This is a genomic window from Kitasatospora sp. NPDC059408 (genome assembly GCF_042751525.1).
Classification (GTDB): Bacteria; Actinomycetota; Actinomycetes; order Streptomycetales; family Streptomycetaceae; genus Kitasatospora.
The window spans coordinates 33,526-58,076 of record NZ_JBHYWI010000058.1; the positions used below are offsets into that span (position 1 = coordinate 33,526).

The following is a 24,551-nucleotide window of genomic DNA, read 5'->3' on the forward strand; positions in this document are numbered from 1 at the left end:
GGGGCCCCCCCCCCGGCCCCCCCCGGGGGCCCCTCCGCCCGGCCCCCCCCCCCCCCCGGGCCCCCCCCCCCGGCGCGGGGGGGCCCCCCCCGCCGTGCGTGCACTCCGTCCGGTTCAGACCCGGGTGCGGTGGAAGTTCATGAAGGAGCGCGACGGCGTCGGGCCGCGCTGGCCCTGGTAGCGCGAGCCGTAGCGCTCCGAGCCGTACGGGTGCTCCGACGGCGAGGAGAGCCGGAACAGGCAGAGCTGCCCGATCTTCATGCCCGGGTACAGCTTGATCGGCAGCGTCGCGACGTTCGACAGCTCCAGCGTGACGTGGCCGCTGAAGCCGGGGTCGATGAAGCCGGCCGTGGAGTGCGTCAGCAGGCCCAGGCGGCCGAGGCTCGACTTGCCCTCCAGCCGGGAGGCGACGTCCTCGGGCAGGGTGATGACCTCGTACGTCGAGGCCAGCACGAACTCGCCGGGGTGCAGGATGAACGCCTCGTCGCCGTCGGGCTCGACCAGCCGGGTGAGGTCCGGCTGCTCCTCGGAGGGGTCGATGTGCGGGTACTTGTGGTTCTCGAACACGCGGAAGAAGCGGTCGAGGCGCACGTCGATACTGGAGGGCTGGATCATCGTCGGGTCGAACGGGTCGATGACGACCCGGCCCAGGTCGATTTCGGTCCGGATGTCCTTGTCAGAGAGCAGCACGCTTCGAGGTTACGTGCACGACGGGGCCCCGGACGAATCCGCCCGGGGCCCCTTCCGTCCTCGCGCCGGCCGTCAGGCCAGGAACTCCGCGGCCTCCAGCCGCATCGCCCGGGCCAGTTGCGGAGCGGACAGCTCCCGCACGTCGGCCAACACCGAACTCCTCAGCCGTCCGCACTGCGGACAGCGGATCAGCCGGCCGGGCCCCAGCCGGCCGGGTCCGAGGTTCTGCATCGGGAACGTGGTGGTGCTGAACAGGTGCCCCTCGGCACAACGAACGACGGTGCGCTGCTCCATCGATCCCCTTCCCATCCCTAACCCAGTACTCACCCGTACTCGTCGCGCCCCGGGGAGCGGGCCCCGGGACAGCGTCACATTAGGGGATGTTCCGGACATTCCACACCATGGCTCGCCGCCCCGACCCCACCCGCCGGAGCACTCTCACGCGGCCCAAACAGTACGCCTCCCACCCCCGCCCCACCCCGCTCCGCCACGTCCCCGGGCCACCCGTGCAAGCGGCGTCACGCATGGGGTACAGTGAAGGCGATCGAGCGGTCACTGACGGCTCGTCAGGCGGGCGTAGTTTAATGGTAGAACATGAGCTTCCCAAGCTTAGAGCGCGAGTTCGATTCTCGTCGCCCGCTCCATACGGAAAAGCCGCAGGTCAGCGACCTGCGGCTTTCGCATTGTCTAGACCAATTCGCCCCTGCCGTGCCAGATCCGTGCCAGAAGCCCACCGGCGTTAGCTCAATCCTTCGGACTGCATGATCCGGGCTTGCCGCTTCATGGAGTTCCGGGCCACAAGCCTGCGATAAAGCGGAGGGCAAAGCCGCACGAGGCAGGGCAGGACTCCTGGCTCCTTCTGGAGACGTAGGGGCTTCATCGTCGGGTAGTCCCACGCCCACTCCGGATGTTCCTTGCGAAGCCGCACGGTCGGGTCATCGATCTTCCAGGCTGCAAGCTTCCAGCTGCGCCGTCCGTACCAGCGGCGCCAAAGAGGCCATGTCACAAGCTGCACGGTGTGATTAACAAGCATGTGCAGGTCCGAAGGCAGCGCGCGTGGATGGTCCGGGAAGTTGTCCTGTATCCGCAGGTTGGTGGCGCGCGCCACCTGCGCGATGTAGGCGTACCTGGTGATGCCCGCCGGATGGAGCTGGGCTATCAGAGCCGCGGACTCCAGCTCGGACAAGGCGCGCTGAAACTCGCGGTAGTCGGAATCTCCCCAGCGCAGGTTCTCGCAATTGAACAGAAGCTCCCGAACGCGAGCCCGCGCTATACGGCCTTCACGGCCAGATGCGATCGCGGTGGAGGTGAGGCTGCCGACAACACCACCGCCGAACGCCGACACCGCGATCTGCAACCACGCTGGCGTCTCGGCTGCTGCTGTGGCGAGGAGATGTATATGAGTCATCGGCTTCCTCTTCCGTGACGGGAAGGCAAGTTGTAGCAGAACGCGATGGCGCCCCGCCCTTTACGGGGCGGGGCGCCAGGTGTTGGGCTACCGTGACCCGCCCCGCAGGTGGACAGCCGATTGGCGTTACGCCTGGCGGGGCATGTCGAGCGTCTCGGATCCGTCCGTCGTAGCCTTCCAGCGCCGGGCGCTCCGGATGTCGACGACGGCGGCGCTTATGCCGTCGGAGATCTTGGTCTGCTGCTCCTCGGTGGAGTGCTGGTAGATCAGCGCGGCACGGGGGGAGTTGTGGCCCATGAAGGCAATGAGGTCCCGGAGGCTGGCACCGGTGCTGGCGGCGAGGACGTTGCCGGTGTGGCGGAGGTCGTAGAAGCGAAGGTGGTCGAGGCCCAGCTTCTTGCGGGCCTTACGCCACTTGCGGCCGAAGGTCGAGCGGCTGAAGGGGGGCGCCGCGTTCGCCGACGAAGAGCAGGCCGTCCTCTCCCTCCTGGGCGTACCAGCGCAGGTGCCGCTCGAACTCCAGCAGGAGCTCGGGAGGGATCCGGAGCGCCCGCTTGCCCGCCTCCGACTTGGGTCGCCCACGGCCCGTTCGCCGGTGCAGAGTTCGGAGGCCGCGCGGCGAATCCACACGACTCCCTTCTTCAGTTCGACGTCGCGGTAGCGGAGTTCGGCCTGCTCCTCCGGGCGAAGGGCCATGAAGGCTGCGATGAACACCATCAGCCAGGCCGCACGGGCCCTGGAGTACGCCCGCACCGCCCACACCCGCGCCGTCGGCGCGGACCTGCGCGCGATGTGCTCCGCCGCCCGCGAACTCCTCTACGCCGGTCCCGCCACCGGCCAGGGCGAGGACGGCACAGCCGCCGCCACGATCCTGACCAGCTTCGTGCTGCTCGCCATCGTGATCGCCAAGTGGCACGCCGCCCAGGGCCACCGTCACCAGGCCGACGCCGCCCGCACAGCGGCCGAACACCTTCGCGCCGCCTACACCCGGCACGCGGCCAAGCCGATCGCCCACCTCACCCTCGAAGGCCGACTCCTCCCAAAGCCCGACCACGACCGGCAGGCCGACACGGTCCGCCGCACCCTGCTTGCCGACCAGGCCACCCGCCTCCTCGCCGAGGACAACTGGGCAGCCCTCGCCGCCACCCTCGCCCAGGCCGAAGCCGCCGGCCACAACCCGACCACCCTGCTCACCAACGCCGCCGGACGACGCGAACTCGCCACCGCCGACTCACCCGCCGCCGTCCTCACCTGGCGCATCCGCCGCGACGCCAACCTCCCCACCCCCGCACCGGCTGTGACCCCGGACGAACTGCGCACCCGCGCAGCCCGGTCCAGGAGCACCACCACCAACCGCGCCACCACCCCCGTGACGACCACAATCGTGCAGCCGCCCAGGCCGCCGGCACCGCCCACGGCCGACACCAACCGCCACCGGCGGTAGTCGGTCTGGCGGGTGCGGTGCGGATCACGGGCGCGATTGGCACGTGGGAACTCGGCTCTCCCGGCATGGAAGGTGGTTGGTTGTGGGTGGTCTCATCGACTGAGCCAATGAGACCACCCAGTCGCACCCCTTCCAGGCCGACGATGCTGCCGACCAGGACATGGAGCCCACCCCTACCAGTCGGCAGCTATCGGGCGCCCGAACAGGAGTGGTGCTCCAATCGCCGCCGCGTTCCCGATCAAGCCGGCTGGCCCTCCACGAAGCAGCAGCGGAAGCCGGTGTCGTCGTCAAACATGGTCGCGTCGGCGTCGTTGAAGGCGGATGGGGTCGCCCGCGCGAAGGGGCTTGTGAAGGCGCCGGCCTTGAGTTCGCGCCGTCCGGGTTCGGATTCGTCCGAACACCACTCCCAGGTGTTGCCGCAGAGGTCGTAGACGCCGTACGCGCTGACGCCGCTGTGGAACCGGCTGACCGGCGTCGTCCGGCCGATGCCGCTCTCCCGGCTGTTGCACTTCGCCGGGGTGGGCTGATCACCCCAGGGGTGCGCGTCGCCACGAGGCCCACGAGCGGCCTTCTCCCACTGCTGACTGGTCGGCAGGACCTTGCCCGCCCAGAGCGCGTACGCGGTGGCGTCGTGCCAGGTGACGAACACAACGGGGTGGTCGAACAAGCTGTCCGGGCACTTCCCCTTGGGCCAGTGGCGGGGCGCCGGGTGCCCGGTGGCCGCGACGAAGCGGGAGAAGTCCGAGTTCGTGACCGGGAAGACGTCGATGTAGAAGTCCGGCAGCCAAATCGGCCTCTTCTCGGGGCCAGCGAGGAACACCCCGGCTTCGACAAGGGCCATCCGCTTGCCGTCGCCGGGGTGCGTGATCTGGTGTTGCCGGGGCAGCGCGTGTTCCGTCTCCGCGCGCTGGTCGGAGAGGACGGCGTCCGAGGTGCCGGTCAACCGGACGAAGCGTTCGTGGACTTCGGGGCCGGACGCGGCCAACGACGTGTCCAGAGCAGCCTGGTTGACCGGCCGGGGCGTGATATCGGCGCCCCTCGACTCCCACTTCGACACCATGCGATCACTGATGCCGAGGTGAGCCGCGAACGCCTCGATGCTCATCCGCTTCGCCTTCCGAAGCGCCTTGACCTCGATACCGGTCCATACCTCTACGGTCGCCAACGCGGCCCTCCACCCCACAGCCATTGCGCCCAGCGTCCCCTCGCTGGGGGCAACTACAGTAGATCGACTGGCACCTCCGCGTACTCCTTACGGAGTTGTCCGATCACAGGGTGTGTGTCCGGGAAGGTTACGCCGTCGACCGCGCTGATCGCCCGGACGCCGATGCCGATGTTGGTGGCGAAGGCGGCGTCGAAGTCGGTGAGGTCGCCCAGGCGCACGGTCGCGGTCGACGACGGGTGGGCCTGACGCAGCAGCTCCATCGTGGTGCCGACCAGGCACTCGGCGTCCGGCCAGACGACCTGATCTCCCTTGACGAAGCCGACGTTCCAGGTGCCGCCCTCGGAGATCACCGAGTCGGCGTCGGTGAAGAGCGCGTCGTCGAAGCCCGCCCGCTGGGAGTCGCGCCGGTGGCGGAGCGAGCCGAAGAGGCCGACGCTCTTCACGGCCGGCATGTCGCGGGTGTAGACGACGGACTGAACGTGCATGGCGGGAAGGGGCAGTGGCCCAGCCGGTCGGGTGGTCACCAGGACGTGGGGGTGGGCGTCGCTCCCGACGTGTCCGAGGTCGAGTGCGGGGTCGAAGATCGTCACCCTGACCACGCAGTCCCCGGAGGACGGGACGGCGCGGCGGGCGAAGTCCCGGACGAGGTCGAGGTCGAGGTCGGTGTCGAAGACGGCGCGGCAGTCACGGGCCAGGCGCGCCAGGTGGAGGGAGAGGCCGCGCACGTGGCCGTCCTCCACACGGATCGAGGTGAAGTGCCCGTAGTTCGTCAGGGCAAGGGCCTGGAGGTGGTCCAGGCTGATCGGGCTACCGTTCAGTTCCGCCATGGCGCTAAGCATGGCACCGGCCTCCGAGCGGCGATGCGTGGTTCCGGCCAGTCGCGTGCCGAAGTTCGGTGAAAGTTCAGGGTCGGGGCAGTGCCAGGACGTACCCGCTTGGTCACCTTGGGCGCCAGCATGGTCACACAACGTTGGCTTCCCGGTTGGACAGTTCAAGGTCTGCATCCTCGAATGGGGTGGGCGAGAACCGCGCGGCGAGCCTTCACCCCAGCAGCTCCCGACCTGGGAGGACTCCCCGTGTCACAAGCACGCCCCTGCATCAGTCAGTTGGTGCTGGCCGACACCCCGAACGCGGTCGGGTGGGCCCGGCGACACACCACTGACGTGCTCCGCCACTGGCAAGTTCCGTCCGACACGATCGACACGGCCAAGCTCATCGTGTCCGAGCTGGTCACCAACGCCATCCAGCACACGCACGCCGCCGAGGAAGTCTCCCCGTACTCGCCGCTGTCACCGGTGAAGGCAATCAACCTGGCACTCTGGCTCGAACGCGGGCGCCTGGTCATCTTCGTACAGGACAACGACCGCCACCCGCCCGTGGTCAAGGAGGTGGGCGAGGACGTGGAGAGCGGCCGGGGCGTCTTCCTGGTCGATGCTCTGAGCGAGAAGTGGGGCTACTACTACCCTCCCGAGGCCGCCGGCAAGGTCGTGTGGTCGGAGCTGCTGGCCGCTGGTCGAGACCCCAGATTCAGGAACGACGACGACGGGCGCGGCCACAGCGCCGACAGCCAGGATACGGCCGGACGGTCCTACAGAGACACGCCGTTGGTAGTGGCCCGCACCTTGGTCGCACTCCGCGAGCTCTGACCCGAAGAACGCCCACGTCCAGTGGGCCCACAGGCGAGTGGCCAACGCTGAACACCTCCGCAGCGACGACCACTCTGAGCACCCCGCGTCCCGAGCGGGGCGGTACCCGCCGGCCTCCGGCGGTTGTTCCAGCACATCCAGCACCCAGAAAGGATCAGACATGCCCCAAGCCAGGCGAGAGAAGAAGGACCACCTGATCTACGCGGACGTCGTGGACTCCAAGTCCAAGGCGGGCGTGTGGATGGGTGAGCGCGCCTCCTTCCAGGAGAAGCAGGGCCGCATCATCGAGGCGCTCAAGGAGCGCACCGACTGGGTCGACCTGAAGAACGCGATCATGGTCATCGGCACCGACCCGGCCGGCATCACGGTCATCGCGCCGAACCCGACGCTGCCCGGTGTGATCGTCCTCGCGGACGGTGGCTCCCCGGCCACCTCCGCGAAGCTCCAGGCCGCCACCGAGGAGAAGGTCCGCGAGGTCATGGGCGAACTCGGGATCGCCGAAGAGGAAACGGCGGCCTGACCACCATGGCCGTCCCCCGGATGCTGTGGGGGAAGTACTTCCAGTACGAGCGGGACGGGGAAGCGGTTCTCCTCGATCCGGTCACGCTGGACAGTGTGTTCATCGACTCCGGCGAGGTCCATGACCTCGCCGGGGTCCCCCCGACCGCGACCCATGAAGCCCTCGCAGGGCTCGGCTTCACCCCCGGTGGCCCCATGGCCGACCGGCGCGAAGCACTTCGTGACCGTCTTCGACTCCTCGGCCTCGACGCCAGCCCGTGCCGCATCAGCGGTCTGCGCGTGGTCCTCACCGACTCCTGCAACATGGCCTGCACCTACTGCTTCGTCGACACCAACACCGGCAAGCCGGACATGACGAAGGAGGAGCTCTCACATGGGCTGCAGTTCCTGTTCGAGCAGAACGCCGGGCAGGACGAGGTGTCCATCCAGTGGTTCGGCGGTGAGCCGACCATCCGCTTCGACCTCATGCAGTTCGGCGACCAGCTCGCCGACACCCTCGCCGAACGCTATGACGTGGCCAGGGTACGACGGACGGTCGTCACCAACGGTGCCCGCCTGACCGACGATGCCCTCGACCACTTCGTCGCGTACGAGTACGGAGTCGGCATCTCCATCGACGGCCCTCCGGGCATCAACTCCGCGCACCGCCTTCTGCTCGGCGGTCAGCCCGCAGACGACCGGATTCGCCGCAACGTCACCCGGCTCGTCGAGGCCGATGGGCTGCACGTGGGCTGCAATCTCACCCCGACCGCCGCGAACATCGGACGCCTCGCAGAGACCGTCCGGTGGATCACCGATGACCTCGGGCTGAAGTTCATCTACGTCAACACGCCCATCCCGACCGCGGGCCGCTGGCAAGTCAACGGCGCCGACCTGGCGCGCGAGTTGTACGAGGCCCGGCTGACCGCCCTGGCACGAGGCGGGATGCTGTTCTCCGTCCTGGACCGCGCCTTCCAAGCCCTGGACACCCGTCGGCCGATGCTGTTCGACCACATGCAGGGCGACCGCAGCCTGAACGCCGCTCTGCTGCCCGGCAACCGGGTCAGCCTGTGCGACATCAACTTCACCGAGCCGTCGTTCCTGCGCACACTCGATGAGCTGCGAGCCGATCCGGACAGCATGACCGGCGTGGCGAAGAAGGTCGCTCCCATCCACGAATGCGGGAACTGCCCGGCGCTCGCGATCTGTGGCGGCCCGTCCCGCAATGAGCAGGCCCTCATCGGTGGCGATACCCCGGACCCCGAGATGTGCGCGTTCTACACGAGCACCGTGGAGATCGCCGTGTGGGACAACACGGGGGTGCAATGAACGCCCACGTTCGCACGGCGCTGATCTCCACGGCAGGGCACTGCGAGGTAGCCTGCGGGTTCTGCTTCCGCGCAGACCGCGCTCACGGCTTCCTCGACACCGCGACCTACGCCCGCACCCTGTCCCGGTTGAAGGAGATGGGCGTAGACGGGGTGTGCCTGACCGGCGGCGAACCGACCCACCACCCGCACCTCAGGCAGCTCGTACGGCTGGCCCACCAGTTCGGTATGTCGGTGTCGATGGTGACCTCAGCTCGGACCGTGGCCGAGGTCGTTACTCTCGCCACGGTGGCGCATCTGTTGGCCAACGTGACCGTCTCCGCCGACTCGCAAGGCGCGATGCTGCTGGGACGCACTACCCGCACAGCTGCTTCGGGCATCGACACGCTGCGAACGATCAGCACTGAGACGAAGATCCTGCACGTCACCTGCTGGAGCCTGAGTGACAGCGAGTGCCGGGACCTGGCCAGCCTCGCATCCGGCGCGGGAGTGGAGGTCCAGTTCAGCCCGGTGGTCCTCGACGAGCGTGCCCTGCGCCGCGACAGCAAGTCTGTGCAGGACTATCTGGTCCAGCAACATCTCGACGTCGACGTGCTGGGCCGCTACTTCGATCTGTCCGACCGGTACCGGGAGTACCTCGGCGAGCTGCGGGATCTCCAGCTGCCATCCGCAGGGGGCGAGCGCCGGTCGTGCCGGTCGGCGACCGCGTACGTGTCCGCTGATGGCCGCATGCGGCGCTGCCCCTACGGCCAGGCGTCGGTCAGCGTCCGCGCGCCCCGTGCCGAGATCAGACAGTTCCTGACCGCTCCGGCGCAGGACCGGGTGACCCCGGACTGCGCTGCCATCTGCCGCCCTTCCGCCGCGTCCGACGAACGTAGTGCGTCGTGTCCCGTGCAGGCGTGAGGGCGGGCTGCCGGCACACGACTCCATGGACTGCCCCATGACGATCACAACGCCCGACGACTTCACCCATCGATGGCGGCAGCCACCGAATTTCCTGCTGGACGTCACTTTCGACTACACGTTCAGGCCCGCAATCGACGTGCTGAACCACGTTCGCAAGGACGAGGAGGTCCGGTTCACCATCGTCGGGGACGATGACTGGCAGGTGCGCATGGACCGTACCGCCGCCTTCCGCACCGCCCCTCTCGAAGAGATCGTCACCTGGCCGTTCCGACTGGTGCACTTCAACCTCAGTCGCTTCTACGACACCCTCCTGAGCGGCTTTCAGGAGGGTGTCATGATTCCCTGGCGCACCCACCTGTCTGCCCGGGGCTTCACCTGGCAGCGACTGGCGCCCATATTGTTCCTGTCCACCAAGGGTGCGTCCTCGACGTACCGCAGTGACAACTCGCACGGGCTGGTTTGGCAGGTCCAGGGCACCAAGACGTTCCACAGTTACCTCGCTTTCGACAAGCACCTGTCAGCCAACGCGGCCGTCCTCGGTGAGACGACCAGCGAGGAGCCGCCCGGGCACTACGAGGTCGATCGCCACTCCGTCACCATGCAGCCCGGAGAGCAGCTCTGGAGCCACGCTCTGACACCCCAGTGGGACACAACCGAGTCGGCGCTCGCCATGGGCGTCACCCTCGCCCACGGCGGCCTGTGCCACCAGGGACTCTTCTCCGAGCGGGAGTTGGCATTGCGGGCCTACTGGGACGAGAACCCCGCCGAGGCATGGATGCATGACCTGCGCAATGTCCGCTACTGAGACGGCGTCCCACGGCGCGGGCTCCTGCCCGTGCCGTGGGACGCGACCACAACCGGGCTACGGGGTAAGCCGGTTCGGCCCGCGGAACAAGAACGTCGCCTCTCGAATCGAGGTCAGGCCGAGCATGACCATCAGCACCCGGCCCAGGCCCATGCCGAGGCCCCCGTGCGGCGGGCACCCGTACCGGAACGCGTTCAGGTAGTCCTGCATCGGCTCCGTGCTCATGCCCTTCTCGGCGGCCTGCTTCAGCAGCACGTCGTGCCGGTGCTCACGCTGTGCGCCGGTGGTGACCTCCAGGCCGTTCCACAGCAGGTCGAAGCTCAAGGTCACGCTCAAGTCGTCGGCGGGCCGCATGTGGTAGAAGGGCCGGATGCCGATCGGGTAGTGCGTGATGAACACGAAGTCATGCCCGGTGGCCGCCTTGATGTGGGCCGAGATACCCCGCTCACCCTCCGGGTCCAGGTCTTCCTTGACCCCTTCGGGGTCCCAGCCGCCCTTACGCAGGATCTCCTGGGCCTCGGCCATGGTGATGCGGGGAAAGGGCGTCGTGGGCACGGTGACCTCGACGCCGAAGTGCTCAGCGATCGCCTCGCCGTGCAGGTCGGCGACCTTGGCGATCGAGTGGGCGAGCATCTGCTCCTCGAACGCCATCACGTCCTCGACCCCGTTGATCCAGGCCAATTCCACGTCGAGGCCGGTGAACTCGGTGGCGTGTCGGGAGGTGAACGACGGTTCGGCGCGGAAGACCGGCCCGATCTCGAAGACCTTTTCGACGCCGGCCGCGATCGCCATCTGCTTGAAGAACTGCGGTGACTGCGCCAGGTAGGCGCTGCGGCCGAAGTAGCCCAGCTTGAAGACCTCCGCGCCGGACTCCGAGGCGGTGCCCATCAGCTTGGGCGTGTGCATCTCGGTGGCACCCTGCGCGTAGGCGTACTCGCGCATGCCCTGTTCCAGGGTGGTCTGCACGGCGAACATCAGCTGGGTGGCGGGACGGCGGCGCACGTCCAGGAAGCGCCAGTCCAACCGCTGCTCCAGGCCTGTGTGGTCGTCGATCGGCAGCGGCGTGGCGGCCTGGTTCAGGACCTCGACCGCCTCGGGAATGATCTCCAGGCCGCCGAGCTTGACCTGGGCCGCGTCGACAACGCGGCCGGTGATCCTCACGGCGGACTCGGGCGTGAGGGCTTCGAGCTGGGCTTCCAGTGGCCCGTCGTCACGCTGGTGGGTCACCTGCACCATGCCGGTGTTGTCCCGCACGATGACGAACTGCATCTTGCGCTGCAGGCGGAGGGTGTTCACCCATCCGCAGACGGAAACGGTGTGGCCGACGTGTTCTCGCAGGTCGGAGATGCGTACGCGGCTGTGGATCATTGCGGTCCTCCGAAGGACATCGTCATGATCCCTTGGGAGTGCGGGCGAGAAGGGCAACTCGCGGTACCACCGCACTTTCGCCACCACAGAGTGGCGGCCTCATTTCGGCCCGGTGACGGGGGCTGACCGGCGGGGCATTGGACCACCAAGCGGGGTCGTTCCTCCCCGCGCTCAGGAGGGTCTTCACCACGGGGTGCGAGACCGCCTTCCCAGCTTCCGGCGGCTCTCTCTGCTCGCGTGATCCCTGGCTACTTGTCTCCGTCAACGCGTTGCCTAGCAGGATACGGAGAGTGTGGCAGCGATGGCAATCAAGTAACCCACATGGATGGGAGAACCTGCCGCGGGCTCGACCATGCGAGTGGCGATGGCGCCCTACCTCGGCACCAACGGCTACCAGTTCAGCGGCATGCCGTCAGGCCGACTTGGATCACCGACATCCTCCGGCGCTTCGGCACGGTGTGGACGCCGTGACGACCAATAGCGTGGTGAACAGCCGCAACGCGGTCTGCGTGATCATCCACGGCAAGGACACCGACGCAGTCGCGGTACTTGCTCGCAGGCATCGCACAACGGCCCCAAATCGTCGCGTGACGCGGCCGGGCGACTACGGTCGTCGCCATGAGCGAGCCCCATGAGGTCGTGGCCCAGCCCCACACTGCCGCTGGCGTGCTGTTCTTCGACGAGGACGACCACGTCCTCCTCGTGAAGCCGACCTACAAGCGCGGCTGGGAGATCCCCGGCGGTTACCTCCACGCCGGCGAGACCCCGAGCGAGGGTGCGGCCCGCGAGGTCAAGGAGGAGCTCGGCATCACCCCGCCGATCGGCCGCCTGCTCGTCGCCGACTGGGCACCCCACCCCACCGAGGGCGACAAGCTCCTCTTCGTCTTCGACGGCGGCGTCCTCCCGGCCGACGAGCTGGACAACATCACCGTCGACCACGTGGAGATCGGCGAGTAGGCCTTCCTCACCACCGACCAGCTCGACACACTCCTCATTCCGCGCCTCGCCCGCCGCGTCCACTCCGCCTGCGCCGCCAGGGACAAAGTCCGAGACCGTCTACTTGGAGCATGGAGCGACTCGTCCGTAGCCGGAGGCGCGATGGGTGCTACAGATCCTGCCCGGTTGCACCAACCTTGATCGTTCCCCTTCCATTTGGCCTTATCACTCCTACACTGAGCGCCAGCACGTCACAGCAGAGCGGCATAACGCCAAGCACCACGAGGACGGAGTAGCTGGGGGACATGGACGAGCGACTGCGAAATCTGGCCAAGTCCTCACCGAACTTCGGCATCCTGTACCAGCTGAAACCGCTTCTATCGCTCTACGGCGCCCAGGCCGAGGCGATCGTCTTCACCAACCCGAACTCCTCGCTCGTGCAAGCTGGCCAGTTCGGCGAGGTCCTGGCTGAGGAGTTAGTCACCCGGATCGGCATGCGGGTGGAAGGCGACCGCCAGATCGACCGCCTGACAGCTCTCACTCGAGCTGGCGTTCTGGTTCCCGAGATCCGCACCGACTTCGACCAACTGCGCCTCGACCGCAACAAAGCCGCCCATGCGCACCTGTTCGACACCTCGCGGGCACTGGCCGCTGTGCGTACTTGCTACAAGCTGGGCCTGTGGTTCCACGACGCCATCTCCGGCCGCCGGACGGTCGCAGAGTTCGTCCCGCCCACCGACCCGCAGGCAGCCGAGCGGATCGCCGACCCGGCCGAGCTTGCCGAGCTGAACGAGGCACTGAGCGGCCATCGCCAGGCCCTCACCCAGGCTCGTACTCGCCTCGCCGAGTCCGCTGACGAGCTGGAGGCCGAGCGCAAGGCCCGCGCCGAGGCAGAGCGCCTGATCGCCAGTGCCAGCGCCAACAACGCCGAGCTACTGGCTCAGCTCGAACAGCTGACAGCACAGGTTGCTGAGATGCGCGCCGTGCAAGTGGCAGCCTACGAGCAGGCAAGGCAGGCTCCCCGCACGGTGGACCCGGCGGCCCGTGACGCGATCATCCACCGCGCCCACCGGCCAGCTCCGCTCAACGAAGTGCAGGCCCGCGAAGAGATCGACAAGCTGCTGGCGGCTGCTGGCTGGGTTGTTCAGGATCGGGACGCGGTCAACCCAATGGCCGGTCGGGGTGTGGCGGTGCGCGAGTTCACGCTCGCCACCGGCCGTGCCGACTACGTGCTGTACGTCGACGGGTGCATCGTCGGCGTCATCGAGGCGAAGCGCGAGGGCACTCACCTGGCGAGCGCGGTCGCACAGAATGACCGCTACGCCGGCGGTGTCCTCAAGGAGCACCGACTGGCGGTCTGGCGAGAGGATGAGCCGTTCGCGTTCCGGTATGCCACCACCGGCACCGAGACGTACTTCATCAACCGCCTCGACCCCGACGCGCGCTCCCGGGAGGTCTTCGCCTTCCACCGGCCGGAGACCATGGCAGCGTGGATGCGGCGCGCCGACGTGCACCCCGAGGCACCCACCTTCCGCGCCGCCCTGCGCGAGATGCCGGTCCTACAGCGCAATGGCCTGCGCCCGGCCCAGATCGAGGCAATCACCGGCTTGGAGAGCTCGCTCGCCGTGGACAAGCCACGGGCCCTCATCCAGATGGCGACCGGCGCCGGTAAGACCTACACCGCCGTCTCCCAGACGTACCGGTTGCTGAAGCATGCCCGTGCCCGCCGTGTGCTGTTCCTGGTGGACCGCAACAACCTGGGCAAGCAGGCCCTGGACGAGTTCCGGAAGTTCACCACCCCGGACGACGGGCGGAAGTTCTCCGACATCTACAACGTCGAGCGCCTGGGCGCCGCTGGCCTGCAGGACAGCACGTCGGTGGTGATCTGCACCATCCAGAAGATGTACCGCCTGCTGACCGGCGAGCAGCTCGTCGATGATGACCCGGCCGACGAGGCGAACGACGACACCGCCTATGAGCAGTCGTACGCGGCCGAGCGGCCCGTCGAGGTCGGCTACAACCCGGCCGTGCCGCTCGAGTCCTTCGATCTGATCATCGTGGACGAGTGCCACCGGTCCATCTACGGCCTGTGGCGCGGGGTTCTCGAGTATTTCGACTCCCACCTGGTGGGGCTCACCGCCACCCCGACATTGCAGACCCTTGGCTTTTTCGGCCGGAACCTGGTCTCCGAGTACACCTACCCGCAGGCCGTCGCCGATGGCGTGAACGTCGACTTCGACGTCGTCCGCATGCACACAGATCTGCGGGAGAACGGCGGCGCAACCATAGACGAGGGAACGACGGTCAGGATTCGAGACCGTAAGACCCGCCACCAGCGCTACCAGGAGTTGGAGGACGACTTCACCTACACCACCCGCCAGATTGGGCGCTCGGTGGTGGCCGTCGACGAGATCCGGGCCGTCCTCACCGCGTACCGGGACAACTGGCAGAGCTGGTTCCCCGGCCGCAAGGAGGTCCCGAAAACGCTGATCTTCGCGGTCGGCGAGGACCACGCCGAGGACGTTCTCGCCCAGGCCAAGGAGGTCTTCGGCCGCGGCGACGACTTCGCCAAGAAGATCACCTACAAGAGCCGCCAGGCCGGCGAGGATCCCGACGAGCTGATCCGCGCACTGCGGACCTCCCCACGGCTGCGGATCGCCGTCACCGTCGACATGATCGCCACCGGGACGGACATCAAGGCCCTGGAGTGCGTGATCTTCCTGCGGGAGGTCCGCAGCGCGGTCCTATTCGAGCAGATGAAAGGCCGAGGCGCCCGCACAATCGACGCCACAGAGCTGCGCGAGGTCACCCCCGACGGAGACGAACGCGTCCGCAAGGACCGCTTCGTCCTCGTGGACGCGGTAGGCGTCACCGACTCCCCGCTCGTCGACGCCCGCCCGCTCGTCCCTGCAGGAGAGCGCCAGATCTCACTGGCCAAGCTCCTCGACAAGGCTGGCACGAAATCGATCAGTGCATCCGAGGCGGAGATCCTCGCCGGCCGCCTGGCCCGCCTCAACCAACAGCTCAGCGACCACGAGCGCGACCAGCTCACCCGGGCCGCCGGTGGCCGCACGCTCTCCGAGATCGCGGGCGCGATCGTTAAGGCCGTCGACCCCGACCGCCAGGACCGCGCCAAAGCGGAGGGCGGTGAAAAGGCGGCACGCGCCTTGGTGGAGGCGGCCATCGCCCCGCTCACCGCCAACCCCGACCTGCGAAAGCTGATCATCGAGATCCGCCGTGACAAGGACTACGTGATGGACGAGACCACAGCGGTCTCGGTCACCGAGGTCCATGCGATTCCTCGGGAGGAGCGCGCGCGGGAAGAGGTCGACCGCTGGAGTCGCCTGCTCACGGACCAGCGCGACCGGATCGCCGCCGTCTCCATCGCGCTCACCAGCCCGCGCTCGGTCGGCCCAACCGAGGCGTATGCGGCGCTGAAGGAGCTGGCCGACCAGATCCGCCGTCCCGACTTCGCCTGGACGCCGCAGGTCCTGTGGAACTACTACGAGGACCTCGGCCACGCCAGTCAGCAACCCGGCAAGCAGGCAGGCGTGCCCGACCTGATCTCGCTTATCCGTTACGAGCTCGGGGTGGATTCTGAGCTGAAGCCCTACCGTGAGACCGTAGAGGAGCGCTTCGAGGGCTGGCTGCTGCGGCAACAGCAAGCAGGCGCGGAGTTCACGGAAGAGCAGCTGTGGTGGCTGAATGCCATCCGCGACGTCGTCGCCAGCGACGTGGGCATCGCTCCGGCAGACTTCAGAACCGAGCCCTTCACTAGCCGCGGCGGCGGTAGGGGCCTCGCCCTGGCCTTCCCGGGGCGCGACCCGCATGACCTTCTGAATGAGCTGAATCGAGAACTGGCTTGAGTAACACGGAACTCCCGACGGGGTGGTGCCTCGCTTCCCTGGCGGATCTCGTTTCCCCAGATGGCATCTTTAAAGACGGCGACTGGGTAGAAAGCAAGGACCAGGATCCCGACGGAGAAGTTCGACTCGTTCAGCTTGCAGACGTTGGAGATGGATACTTTCGTGATCGAAGTAACCGCTCACTGACACGAGCTAAGGCCAGCGATCTTCGATGCACCTTTATCCAAAGTGGTGACATTCTTGTTGCCCGAATGCCAGACCCCTTGGGCAGGTCATGCATCTATCCTGGCTCAGACCGCCCTGCGGTGACCGTGGTCGATGTTTGCATCATCAGGCCCGGCGGCCATGGTGTCGACAATCGGTGGCTTATGTGGGCCATCAACTCACCACAGGTGCGAAAGCAAATCCATAGCTTTCAGACCGGTACGACGAGAAGGCGGATCTCCAGGAAGAACCTGGAGAAGGTACAGATTGCTGTGCCTCCGCTTACGGAACAGCACCGCATCGTTGAGGCGCTCGAAGACCACCTATCCCGCCTTGACGCAGCAGAAGCAAGCATCAGTCGAAGTTTGAAGCGTTCTGGCCATGTCTGGGCATCGGTACTCAACTCAGTGGCGCGAGGCAGCCTTAACGGCCGCAGCATTCAGTGCGATCTCAGCCCGGTGTCAGAGGTTGCCGAGGTGAGCGGTGGAATCCAGAAGCAGCAGAAACGGCGCCCCAGCCAAAACGCGTTCCCATTCCTCCGCGTGGCCAACGTCGCTCGCGGGCGCCTCCAGCTTGACGAAATTCACAAAATTGAACTCTTCGAGGGCGAGTTGGAGCGCTTCAGATTGGAGTGCGGCGATCTCCTTGTCGTGGAGGGAAACGGCAGTCTCGATCAGATTGGACGCGCAGCCACCTGGCGCGGAGGGATTCCAGATGCCGTCCACCAGAATCACCTAATTCGAGTTCGCCCAGGCGAACGACTCCTGCCCAGATACTTGGAGCTAGTCTGGAACTCTCCTCTCGTCATTGACCAACTTCGCGAGGTTTCCAAGTCGACGAGTGGCCTGCACACCCTTAACACTTCCAAGGTGAAGGGCATCAAAATTCCCGTGCCGCCACTCGCGGCCCAGGAAGTACTTGTGGATGACGCCGATGCTTGGGAGGCATACACCCAGGTCGCTCAAGGCGCACTACAAAGCGCAGCTACCCGCAGCCGACTTCTTCGGCGCTCCGTCCTTAGACAAGCCTTCAATGGCACTCTCGCGGCGCAGGATCCCGACGACGAGCCCGCTTCTGTACATCTGGACAGAATCCGGGCCGAACGGGAGATGAGCGCCAGGGGCAAGGCCGTCAGCACCCGCCGCCCGCGAAAGAGGGCCGCGGACATCGCAGCCGCGCCATCCCTGACCCCGCCTGGAACCACACCGCTGCCCAGTAACGCCACTCAGCAGGAGTTCGAGCTCTGATGAGCACCGCTGTCCCCGTCAACACCACTGCACAGACCAACTCGCTCGTCGCCAAGCTCTGGAACTACTGCAACGTCCTGCGTGACAATGGCTTGTCGACCATTGAGTACGTCGAGCAGCTCTCGTACCTGCTCTTCCTCAAGATGGCCGACGAGCTGGCTGCCGACCCCTTCGCCCAGGAGACGGCCGATCCGATTGTCCCGCCTGCCTTGGACTGGCAGTCGCTCGTCTCCAAGCGTGGCGAGGAACTGGAGGCCCACTACCGCAGGATCCTCTCCGAACTTGGCAGGCACCCCGGTACCACCCTGGGCACTGTGTTTGCCAAGGCCCAGAACCGCATCACGGAGCCCGCCCTCCTCGAAAAGCTGGTCGTCGACCTGATCGGCAAGACGGACTGGGTTCTGGAAGGCACGGACCTCAAGGGCGATGCATACGAGGGCCTGCTCGCCAAGGGGGCCGAAGATACCAAGACCGGAGCAGGCCAGTACTTCACGCCCCGCCCGCTGATCGACGCCATGGTGCAGGTGATGCAGCCGCGCCCGGACGACCGGATCACAGACCCGGCCTGCGGCACCGCTGGCTTTCTGATTGCGGCACACAGCTACATTCGCCAACACCACCTCAAGGACCTCTCCCGCGAGCAGCGTCTCGCGCTCGGTCAGGGCAGCATCTGGGGCAACGAGCTTGTTCCGGGAACCGCTCGTCTTGCCGCGATGAACATGTTGCTTCACGGCATCGGCGAAGCCGATGGAGACTCCCTCATCACCACCAGTGACGCACTCGCCGAGGCTCCCTCCCGCCGGGCCTCACTCGTCCTCGCGAACCCCCCGTTCGGCAAGAAGTCAGCGATCACGGTCGTGGGAACAGACGGGAAGACCGACCGCGAGGACATCACTTACGACCGTTCCGACTTCCGCGCGACGACCACCAACAAGCAGCTGAACTTCCTGCAGCACATTATGTCGCTGATGGAGATGGACGGCCGCGCGGCTGTCGTCCTGCCCGACAACGTGCTGTTCGAAGGCGGAGCTGGCGAGAAGATCCGCCGCCGTCTCCTCCAGGAGTTTGACCTCCACACAATCCTGCGTCTGCCCACCGGCATCTTCTACGCCGGCGGGGTCAAGGCCAACGTCCTGTTCTTCGACAAGAAGCCCCCGCGCTCTGACGATGTCCCTAACACCTCCGAGATCTGGGTGTACGACTTCCGGACCGGGATGCACTTCACACTGAAGCAGCACCCTCTGCGCCTCGCCGATCTAGCCGACTTCATCGAGGCGTACAAGCCGGACGACCGCTCGGCTCGCAAGGAGACCGAGGACGGCCGCTTCAAACGCTTCACGTACGACGAGCTCATCGCCCGCGACAAGGTCAACCTCGACATCACGTGGCTGACGGACCCCGCGCTCGACGACGCGGACAGCATGCTCGCCCCCGAGATCATCGCGCAGGAGATCGTGGAAGACCTCCAGGCTGCCCTTGCCGAGTTCGAAGCGATCGCCGAGGCTCTCGGCGGCGAGGTGAAGCCGGACATCACTGCTGAGGAGGTCATCGCCGAGGCGTGACTGCAGCCGCCTCTGCGGTATGTCACCTTCAGAGGTGATCGGTGCCCGTGTGTGCTCCATGTGGGCAGCACACGGGCGCCGCCCTGTGCCACCCCTCACCGGGGCACGCACGGTAGCGTGTATGGCCCGATGGACAGCAGGCAAGCCTGGGTGGGGTTGGGGTGTTAGAGCATTCCGGGGACGTCGGGGAACGTCCACCGACGTCAGCAACGGTTCGCAATGAGGTCTCCGGCCAGGTCTCCGGACCGGTGATCCAGACGGGATCTATCCACGGCGACATCAACATCACAACGGCTGCCAGCTCTGCAGACGCCGGGCCCACTGACGAGGACCTGGCCGAGGGGCTTCGCAAGTCGACCTGGCGGGCGCGATTCTCTTGTGTTGACTTCGTCAACCTGCCACGGATTCCGATGCTTTCGGATGGCGCCGCAGTCCTCGGTGCTGCCAGGAGAGCGGGACTCGACGTGGCCGCGCCTCTTTTTCTCCGGCAAGGGCTGGCAGCCGGCCTGTTCGTTCGTCTCGTCAAGCCCGTGTTCGAGACCTGGGGCACCGAGGCAACCGCACTCTGCGAAAGCACCATCGAGCGGGTGCACCCCGGCATGATGGTCTCCTTCGAGGCCCGCGTGCGATGCCGCAACGCGCCGAAGTCCCCTCCGAGGGAGCTCACCGGAGTCCCTGAGCAAGATCCCCACCTTTTCTTTCGCATTGGCGAGCGATCCGTCCTCATTAGCTTCGACCCGCGGTGGCTCACCACCTCGACGGCATCCGGCACACTGCACGATGCCGCACGCCACCCACTGGAGTATTCCGGCCTTGGCCTCGTACGTTCCGTCTCAGAGGACGGGCAGGTCCGAGTCTCCGCACTCGTCTTCGGCCAGCCTCAGACTCCGGCCCAGGCGCAGTTCAAGTACGCGAAGGAATCGACTCTTCGATCTCCCGCCGGCCTGACCGAGGCCGACTTTCGCAACGAGTTCGCGGCGAACAATCGGGAAGCTCCACGCCCTGCTAGCCCCCAAGAGAGGAAGACCGTGAACCGGCTGGACGTCACCCTGTTCTTCGACGAGGACAAGCTGCTGTTTCCGGGCCACCTCCAGCGCGAGGTAATGACCCAACTCGTGCGCGTCGTCCCTGAGTACCGACGTGATGTCGGGGTCGCGGTCGCCAGCCTAGTCGTCTACGGCGTGCTCGGCCGGGGCGTCAGGCCTGCGGACATCGCCGCACACATTCTTGCCCGGGAGCCCGGCCTGTGGAAGACCTTCACGGTCCCCGGGCTCACCACTCTGGTCGACTCCGTCAACCTCGCGGTCGCCACCGTCACCGGTATGGGCCAAGAGCAGGTCAGGGATCTCCACGAGGTCATGCAGGCGGAGGTGCCCAGCTATCTCGGCGGCGTGGAGCTGGACCGGAGCCTCCCGATGCATCGTCGGCTGCTTCCAGAACAGGACCAGTTCCACGTGGTCGGCGCCGAACTGCGGTTGAAGTACAGCGCCGAGAGCCGTTACATCGCTCAGACCAATGGCGACGACCTGGACGAACCGCTGGACGAGTGGCGAGAGAGAGGACTGTTCCGCAGCGTTGTTTGGGAAGAGGACGTAGCGCGGTCAACAGCCGAGGAGCAGGCAGCTGCGTCACTCCTTCGGGCATGGCGGAACGCCCAGTCCGAGTAGCCAGCTGCCTGTGCGGGCGGTGGACAGCGGCCGACGGCGCAGGCCAACTGCCGGGAAGCTGCAGTGCCCGAACCGGGCATGGCTACTGCGGGCACGCTGGTCGTGCCATGCTGGCTGACGTCAACGTTGACGCCAACCGACCCGGACGATGGCGTTCGACAGCGCCCTTCCGCGGGCGACAGAATCGCTCAAATCGCCGCCCTGGCTTGGCCTGAAAAGCGGAAGGTCGCCGGTCGACCCCGGCCCTGGCCATCGCAGGAAGGCCCCGCAGAGTTTGCTGGGCAGGATCAACGCTCCCAGGGAACTTGCCGGGTGGACTGGGCCGGCCCGTGCCAGATCCGTGCCAGAACGGGTGGTGAACGGCGGACAACAGCGGTCTGTGTCGGGTGCCCGAAGGGCTGGGTGGGTCGATATTCGCGCAGGTCAGGAGTGCTTCATGGCTCGAAGGGCCAAAGATTCCCAAGCTTAGAGCGCGAGTTCGATTCTCGTCGCCCGCTCCATACGGAAAAGCCGCAGGTCAGCGACCTGCGGCTTTCGCGTTCTCCGGGCCGGGCCGGGTCGGCTGCCCGGCTGTGGCGGCCCGGTCAGGGGTGTGGCTGGAGGAGTACCTGCCGGAGTTCGGCGGTGCACATCATGTAGCCGTCCGGGGTGGGCAGGCGGTCCAGGTAGTGGGCGAGGTCCGCGCCCAGCGAGAACACCCTCACCGGGGTGTCCGCCGCGCGCGCGGACTCCACCACGCTCCGCACTCCGTCGATGACGGCCGGGTGCCGGGTCTGGTAGGACCCGGCCACCAGGTGGTTGGTCCGGTCGGCGGCCAGGTAGAACTGCACGAGGTCCTTGGTGCCGACGAACAGCTCGCTGGCGCCCGCGGCGCAGAGCGCCCGGGTGGCGTGCACCGCCGCGGGCGTTTCGACGAACGCGGACACGGGCACGTCGGCGGGCAACGCGAGATGCGCCCTGAGCCGGGCGAACTCCTTCGCGTCGTTGAGGAAGGGAACCGAGAGGTGCACGCGGCCCGCGTCGTCGCCGAGCCGCTCGCGCAGGGACCCGAGCACGGAGTGCAGCGCGTCCCGGTAGGCGGCCGAGCCCAGCAGCCAGCGTGCGCCGTGCAGGCCCAGCTCGGGGTTCGGCTCGACCGCGACCGGAGCCAGCTCGGTGACGCCGGCGGCGTGGTCGGAGCGGAGGTCGAGGAGCCTCAGGACCAGCCGCTGGCCGGGCAGCAGCGCCTCGACGAAGGTGCACAGCCGGTCCGCGACGGCCCGCCCGTAGGCCGCGACGTCGGCGGGGCCGCCGTGGAGGGAGTCGAGCGGACGCAGGCCCGCCGCCAGGCAGAGGAACTCCTCGCGGATGAAGAAGGATTCGACCCGCTCCGCGTTCGGCCCGCACGCGTTGATCGTGTGGATGTCCTGCAGGTCCGCGATGACCGCGCACGCCGAGCCGAGGCGGTCCAGCGGGGAGCTCCCGGCCCCCGGGACCGGGGCCCCGGCGCCGCTCGCGTCGGACCCGATGACGATGGTCTCGCTCTCCAGGTGCAGCGTCACTTCCCCGACCAGGTCGGCGAGATCCGCCTGGTCGACGCGGAGCACGGGTATGCCCCTGCCGCGGCAGATGGACTGCATGTGGCCGGTCGGCCCGCCCGAACTGCAGACGACCGCACGCGCCGCCACGATCGCTTCGTATATTCCCGCTTCGAGGGAAGGGGCGACGAGGATGGATCCCTTGAGCGGACTTCTCGTGCGGTTACAGGTGCCCCGTAACACGCTCTGTGTGCCACCGGTCAATAGGAATCCTTGAATCCGTCGCCCGTTCACCTAGTCCTCCAGATCCTCGGTGTCCGTGATCCCCAGTTGTCGACGCAGCTGCCGTGGCGTCACGGTGACGTCGGTGAGCCGTTGGACGGCGGCCCGGTTGACGACCGCTCCCATCAGGCGGTCACGCCCGGAGGCGGCCATCGGGAGGGGCGGAAGTCCGCCCATGGATCGGATACAGGCGTCCAGGCGGAAACCGAGCACTTCCCGCTCGCTCCGATTGCGCGTGGCCAACCTCCGCACCTCCAGGGCTACAGCCTCGTCGAATCCGACCGGGGCCGCTTCCTCTGAATTGCTGACGTGGCCGTGGCATTGAGCCATGTCCCGGGCCAAACCGTCTTCGTGCGGTTCCAGTTCCAGTTCCAGTTCCAGTTGCTCGATCACTCGCGCGGCGACCGCGATCGACTGGTTCTTGATGGCGGCGAGATTGAAGGTGAACGCGCCGGTCCGGCCGTGTCGAACGATCTCGTCACCCTCCCTCGGTGCGCCGACCGCGGAGACCGGGCCGGCCGGCTCCCCGCCGGGGCTCAGCAGCGTCCCGTGTTCGTCGACTTCCAGGCCGCGCCCGGTGCGCTCGTGGGGCACCGCGATCCCCCGCCGGAGGAGATTCCTCCAGAGCGGCCGGCCGACCCTGCTGTAGTCCGACTCCCTGCCGAAGTTGGAGACCACCAGGTCGGCCTCGATGGCGTGTTCCTCCTCCGGGGCCGCCACCGAGACGACCAGCCGCCCCGACGCCGTCGGCGTGATCCCCTCCACCTTGCCGACGACCAGCTTCGCCGAGCCGTCCGCGGGGTGTATCGCGCGCTCGATGATCGCCATGGTGTACTCCACCGCGCCGACCCGGAGTGCGGCCATCGAGGTGCCGAACTCGTCCAGCAGGCTCCGCAGTTCCGCGGAGGGGATCCGCTCGATGGCCTCGGGAAGATGCGGTTCCCACGCCTTGGCCACCCGCTCCGCGACCACCGTCGGGTCGACCTCGGGGTGGTCCCGGAGCACCGCCTCGCGCGCCGTCTCCCACTCGGACCGGACCCGGGCGAGGAACTCCTCGCGGTTCCGATACGGTTCCAACAGCGCCTTCGGGCAGGGTAGTTGTAACACCTCGTGCTCGTGGCCGCCGGGATACGTCCGGAACATCGTCCCGGTCCTGGAGATCAGGTGGATCCTTCCGGTGTGGCCCCGGCGCAGCAGGAGGCCCGCCGAGTCGTACGCGCTCAGCACGGATCCGACGATCGCGACCGTTGCTTCGGGCGGGAGCGTTTCGAGCTTCCGGACGCCGGCCGCGGAGTACGGGTTCCTCACGAAGGACGCGTGGTCGCGCACGTCGGCGGCGAAGGGCGGATCCCTGAGTTCGAGGCCGGTCGCGAGGACGACGTGGTCGGCGCACAGTACGGTCGGTTCCGGGACCGGCCCGGCCTCCAGGTCGCTCGCGGAAAACCCACGAACCGTCACTTCGACGCCTGTGGCGCGTACTTCCAGGTCGACCGCCTCGCCGTCCGCTTCGACGAGCACGACGCCGGGACAGGCCTCACGCTCGGCCTCGGCCAGCCGGTCGATCAGGTAGTCCTGGAAGATCCGTCGGGGCGCCGGGCCCTGCTCGACGAACTCGAACCCGTCCCAGGGGGTCGGCCAGTCCCGGCGGTCGGCCTCGCGGTTGGCCCAGCGGACGAAGTCGAGGACGTCCTCCCGGAACACCGACATCCGACCCGCCTGGATGTTGAACACGTGGTCCCAGGGGTTGCCATCCCGGTGGTAGGCGACGCCGGCGGACCGGTAGTCGGAGCGCCGTTCGAGCAGGACGATCTCCAGCGGCTTGCGGGCGAAGCGGAGCAGTCGGATCGCCGTGGCGGTGCCGGCCAGGCCCGCCCCGACTATGAGCACTCGTGGACACGTACCTGTTCGGTTCCGGGGCTGCGTCATGAGCCCAGGATGGACCGGCGGCAGCTCGCCCGCCGGGCTTTCGGTGCAACGGCCCTCGGTGCACGCTCGGCGGCAAAGTCCCAGGT

20 protein-coding genes, 1 tRNA gene and 1 pseudogene are annotated in these 24,551 nt (G+C 67.3%); 12 read left to right on the forward strand and 10 right to left on the reverse strand.

The annotated features are described in order from the left end of the window. Positions 1 to 114: 114 nt before the first annotated feature. A complete protein-coding gene (gene dcd, locus ACFXDE_RS30935) occupies positions 115 to 690 on the reverse strand; it encodes a dCTP deaminase (protein ID WP_380446469.1) in 576 nt (191 codons plus the stop codon). A gap of 72 nt (positions 691 to 762) precedes the next feature. Continuing rightward, entirely contained in the window at positions 763 to 999 is a 237-nt protein-coding gene (locus ACFXDE_RS30940; protein ID WP_359970373.1) for a hypothetical protein, read from the reverse strand. A gap of 261 nt (positions 1,000 to 1,260) precedes the next feature. Here ACFXDE_RS30940 and ACFXDE_RS30945 point away from each other — a divergent pair. After that, positions 1,261 to 1,334, forward strand: a tRNA-Gly gene (locus ACFXDE_RS30945). A 95-nt stretch (positions 1,335 to 1,429) separates the two neighbouring features. On the opposite strand, the gene ACFXDE_RS30950 is transcribed toward ACFXDE_RS30945, so the two are convergent. Further along, positions 1,430 to 2,047: a hypothetical protein gene (locus ACFXDE_RS30950; RefSeq protein ID WP_380497952.1), complete on the reverse strand. Its 618-nt coding sequence runs from the start codon at positions 2,045 to 2,047 to the stop codon at positions 1,430 to 1,432. Between the two features lie 177 nt (positions 2,048 to 2,224). Continuing rightward, entirely contained in the window at positions 2,225 to 2,794 is a 570-nt protein-coding gene (locus ACFXDE_RS30955) for a tyrosine-type recombinase/integrase (RefSeq protein ID WP_380497953.1), read from the reverse strand. Positions 2,795 to 2,804: 10 nt separating this feature from the next. On the opposite strand from ACFXDE_RS30955, the gene ACFXDE_RS30960 reads away from it, so the two are divergent. Continuing rightward, entirely contained in the window at positions 2,805 to 3,542 is a 738-nt protein-coding gene (locus ACFXDE_RS30960) for a hypothetical protein (RefSeq protein ID WP_380497954.1), read from the forward strand. 238 nt (positions 3,543 to 3,780) lie between these two features. On the opposite strand, the gene ACFXDE_RS30965 is transcribed toward ACFXDE_RS30960, so the two are convergent. Together ACFXDE_RS30965 and ACFXDE_RS30970 are read right to left on the reverse strand one after the other, a co-directional pair. Beyond that, the gene (locus ACFXDE_RS30965; protein ID WP_380497955.1) at positions 3,781 to 4,731 is read right to left on the reverse strand and encodes an SUMF1/EgtB/PvdO family nonheme iron enzyme; all 951 of its coding nucleotides are present in this window, start codon (positions 4,729 to 4,731) and stop codon (positions 3,781 to 3,783) included. Between the two features lie 29 nt (positions 4,732 to 4,760). Next, on the reverse strand, positions 4,761 to 5,534 hold the full coding sequence (locus ACFXDE_RS30970) for an aminotransferase class IV family protein (RefSeq protein ID WP_380497956.1): 774 nt from the start codon (positions 5,532 to 5,534) through the stop codon (positions 4,761 to 4,763). Between the two features lie 282 nt (positions 5,535 to 5,816). Between ACFXDE_RS30970 and ACFXDE_RS30975 the strand changes: the two genes are divergently transcribed. From ACFXDE_RS30975 to ACFXDE_RS30995, 5 genes are all read left to right on the forward strand, one after another. Beyond that, a complete protein-coding gene (locus tag ACFXDE_RS30975) occupies positions 5,817 to 6,353 on the forward strand; it encodes an ATP-binding protein (RefSeq protein ID WP_380497957.1) in 537 nt (178 codons plus the stop codon). Between the two features lie 160 nt (positions 6,354 to 6,513). Next, positions 6,514 to 6,873 (forward strand): hypothetical protein, encoded by a 360-nt coding sequence (locus ACFXDE_RS30980; RefSeq protein ID WP_380497958.1) that lies wholly within the window; start codon positions 6,514 to 6,516, stop codon positions 6,871 to 6,873. 5 nt (positions 6,874 to 6,878) lie between these two features. Further along, positions 6,879 to 8,180: a radical SAM protein gene (locus ACFXDE_RS30985; protein WP_380497959.1), complete on the forward strand. Its 1,302-nt coding sequence runs from the start codon at positions 6,879 to 6,881 to the stop codon at positions 8,178 to 8,180. After that, complete coding sequence (locus ACFXDE_RS30990; RefSeq protein WP_380497960.1) at positions 8,177 to 9,082, forward strand: radical SAM protein; 906 nt, start codon at positions 8,177 to 8,179, stop codon at positions 9,080 to 9,082. The genes ACFXDE_RS30985 and ACFXDE_RS30990 overlap by 4 nt, the downstream gene beginning before the upstream one ends. Before the next feature lie 37 nt (positions 9,083 to 9,119). Further along, complete coding sequence (locus tag ACFXDE_RS30995; RefSeq protein ID WP_380497961.1) at positions 9,120 to 9,890, forward strand: hypothetical protein; 771 nt, start codon at positions 9,120 to 9,122, stop codon at positions 9,888 to 9,890. A 57-nt stretch (positions 9,891 to 9,947) separates the two neighbouring features. Here the strand turns inward: ACFXDE_RS30995 and aspS are convergent, their stop codons facing one another. Further along, positions 9,948 to 11,258, reverse strand: a complete 1,311-nt coding sequence (gene aspS, locus ACFXDE_RS31000; protein WP_380497962.1) for an aspartate--tRNA(Asn) ligase — start codon at positions 11,256 to 11,258, stop codon at positions 9,948 to 9,950. Between the two features lie 618 nt (positions 11,259 to 11,876). On the opposite strand from aspS, the gene ACFXDE_RS31005 reads away from it, so the two are divergent. The 3 genes and pseudogenes from ACFXDE_RS31005 to ACFXDE_RS31015 all read left to right on the forward strand — a co-directional run. Then, positions 11,877 to 12,215 (forward strand): NUDIX domain-containing protein, encoded by a 339-nt coding sequence (locus tag ACFXDE_RS31005; protein ID WP_380497963.1) that lies wholly within the window; start codon positions 11,877 to 11,879, stop codon positions 12,213 to 12,215. 284 nt (positions 12,216 to 12,499) lie between these two features. Next, positions 12,500 to 16,060, forward strand: coding sequence for a DEAD/DEAH box helicase family protein (locus ACFXDE_RS31010; protein ID WP_380497964.1), 3,561 nt, complete (start codon positions 12,500 to 12,502; stop codon positions 16,058 to 16,060). Between the two features lie 368 nt (positions 16,061 to 16,428). Further along, positions 16,429 to 16,599 (forward strand): annotated as a pseudogene (locus ACFXDE_RS31015) (restriction endonuclease subunit S); the annotation flags it as partial. A 126-nt stretch (positions 16,600 to 16,725) separates the two neighbouring features. Here ACFXDE_RS31015 and ACFXDE_RS31020 read toward each other — a convergent pair. After that, entirely contained in the window at positions 16,726 to 16,989 is a 264-nt protein-coding gene (locus tag ACFXDE_RS31020) for a hypothetical protein (RefSeq protein WP_380497970.1), read from the reverse strand. Between the two features lie 521 nt (positions 16,990 to 17,510). Between ACFXDE_RS31020 and ACFXDE_RS31025 the strand changes: the two genes are divergently transcribed. Beyond that, the gene (locus ACFXDE_RS31025) at positions 17,511 to 19,073 is read left to right on the forward strand and encodes an N-6 DNA methylase (RefSeq protein WP_380497965.1); all 1,563 of its coding nucleotides are present in this window, start codon (positions 17,511 to 17,513) and stop codon (positions 19,071 to 19,073) included. Between the two features lie 248 nt (positions 19,074 to 19,321). Beyond that, positions 19,322 to 20,740 carry a hypothetical protein gene (locus ACFXDE_RS31030; RefSeq protein ID WP_380497966.1) on the forward strand — a complete coding sequence of 473 codons (1,419 nt, stop codon included), beginning with the start codon at positions 19,322 to 19,324 and terminating at the stop codon, positions 20,738 to 20,740. Between the two features lie 584 nt (positions 20,741 to 21,324). On the opposite strand, the gene ACFXDE_RS31035 is transcribed toward ACFXDE_RS31030, so the two are convergent. Both ACFXDE_RS31035 and ACFXDE_RS31040 read right to left on the reverse strand, forming a co-directional pair. Next, positions 21,325 to 22,500 (reverse strand): putative PEP-binding protein, encoded by a 1,176-nt coding sequence (locus tag ACFXDE_RS31035; RefSeq protein WP_380497969.1) that lies wholly within the window; start codon positions 22,498 to 22,500, stop codon positions 21,325 to 21,327. Positions 22,501 to 22,551: 51 nt separating this feature from the next. Next, complete coding sequence (locus ACFXDE_RS31040; RefSeq protein ID WP_380497967.1) at positions 22,552 to 24,465, reverse strand: FAD/NAD(P)-binding protein; 1,914 nt, start codon at positions 24,463 to 24,465, stop codon at positions 22,552 to 22,554. Positions 24,466 to 24,551 lie beyond the last annotated feature (86 nt).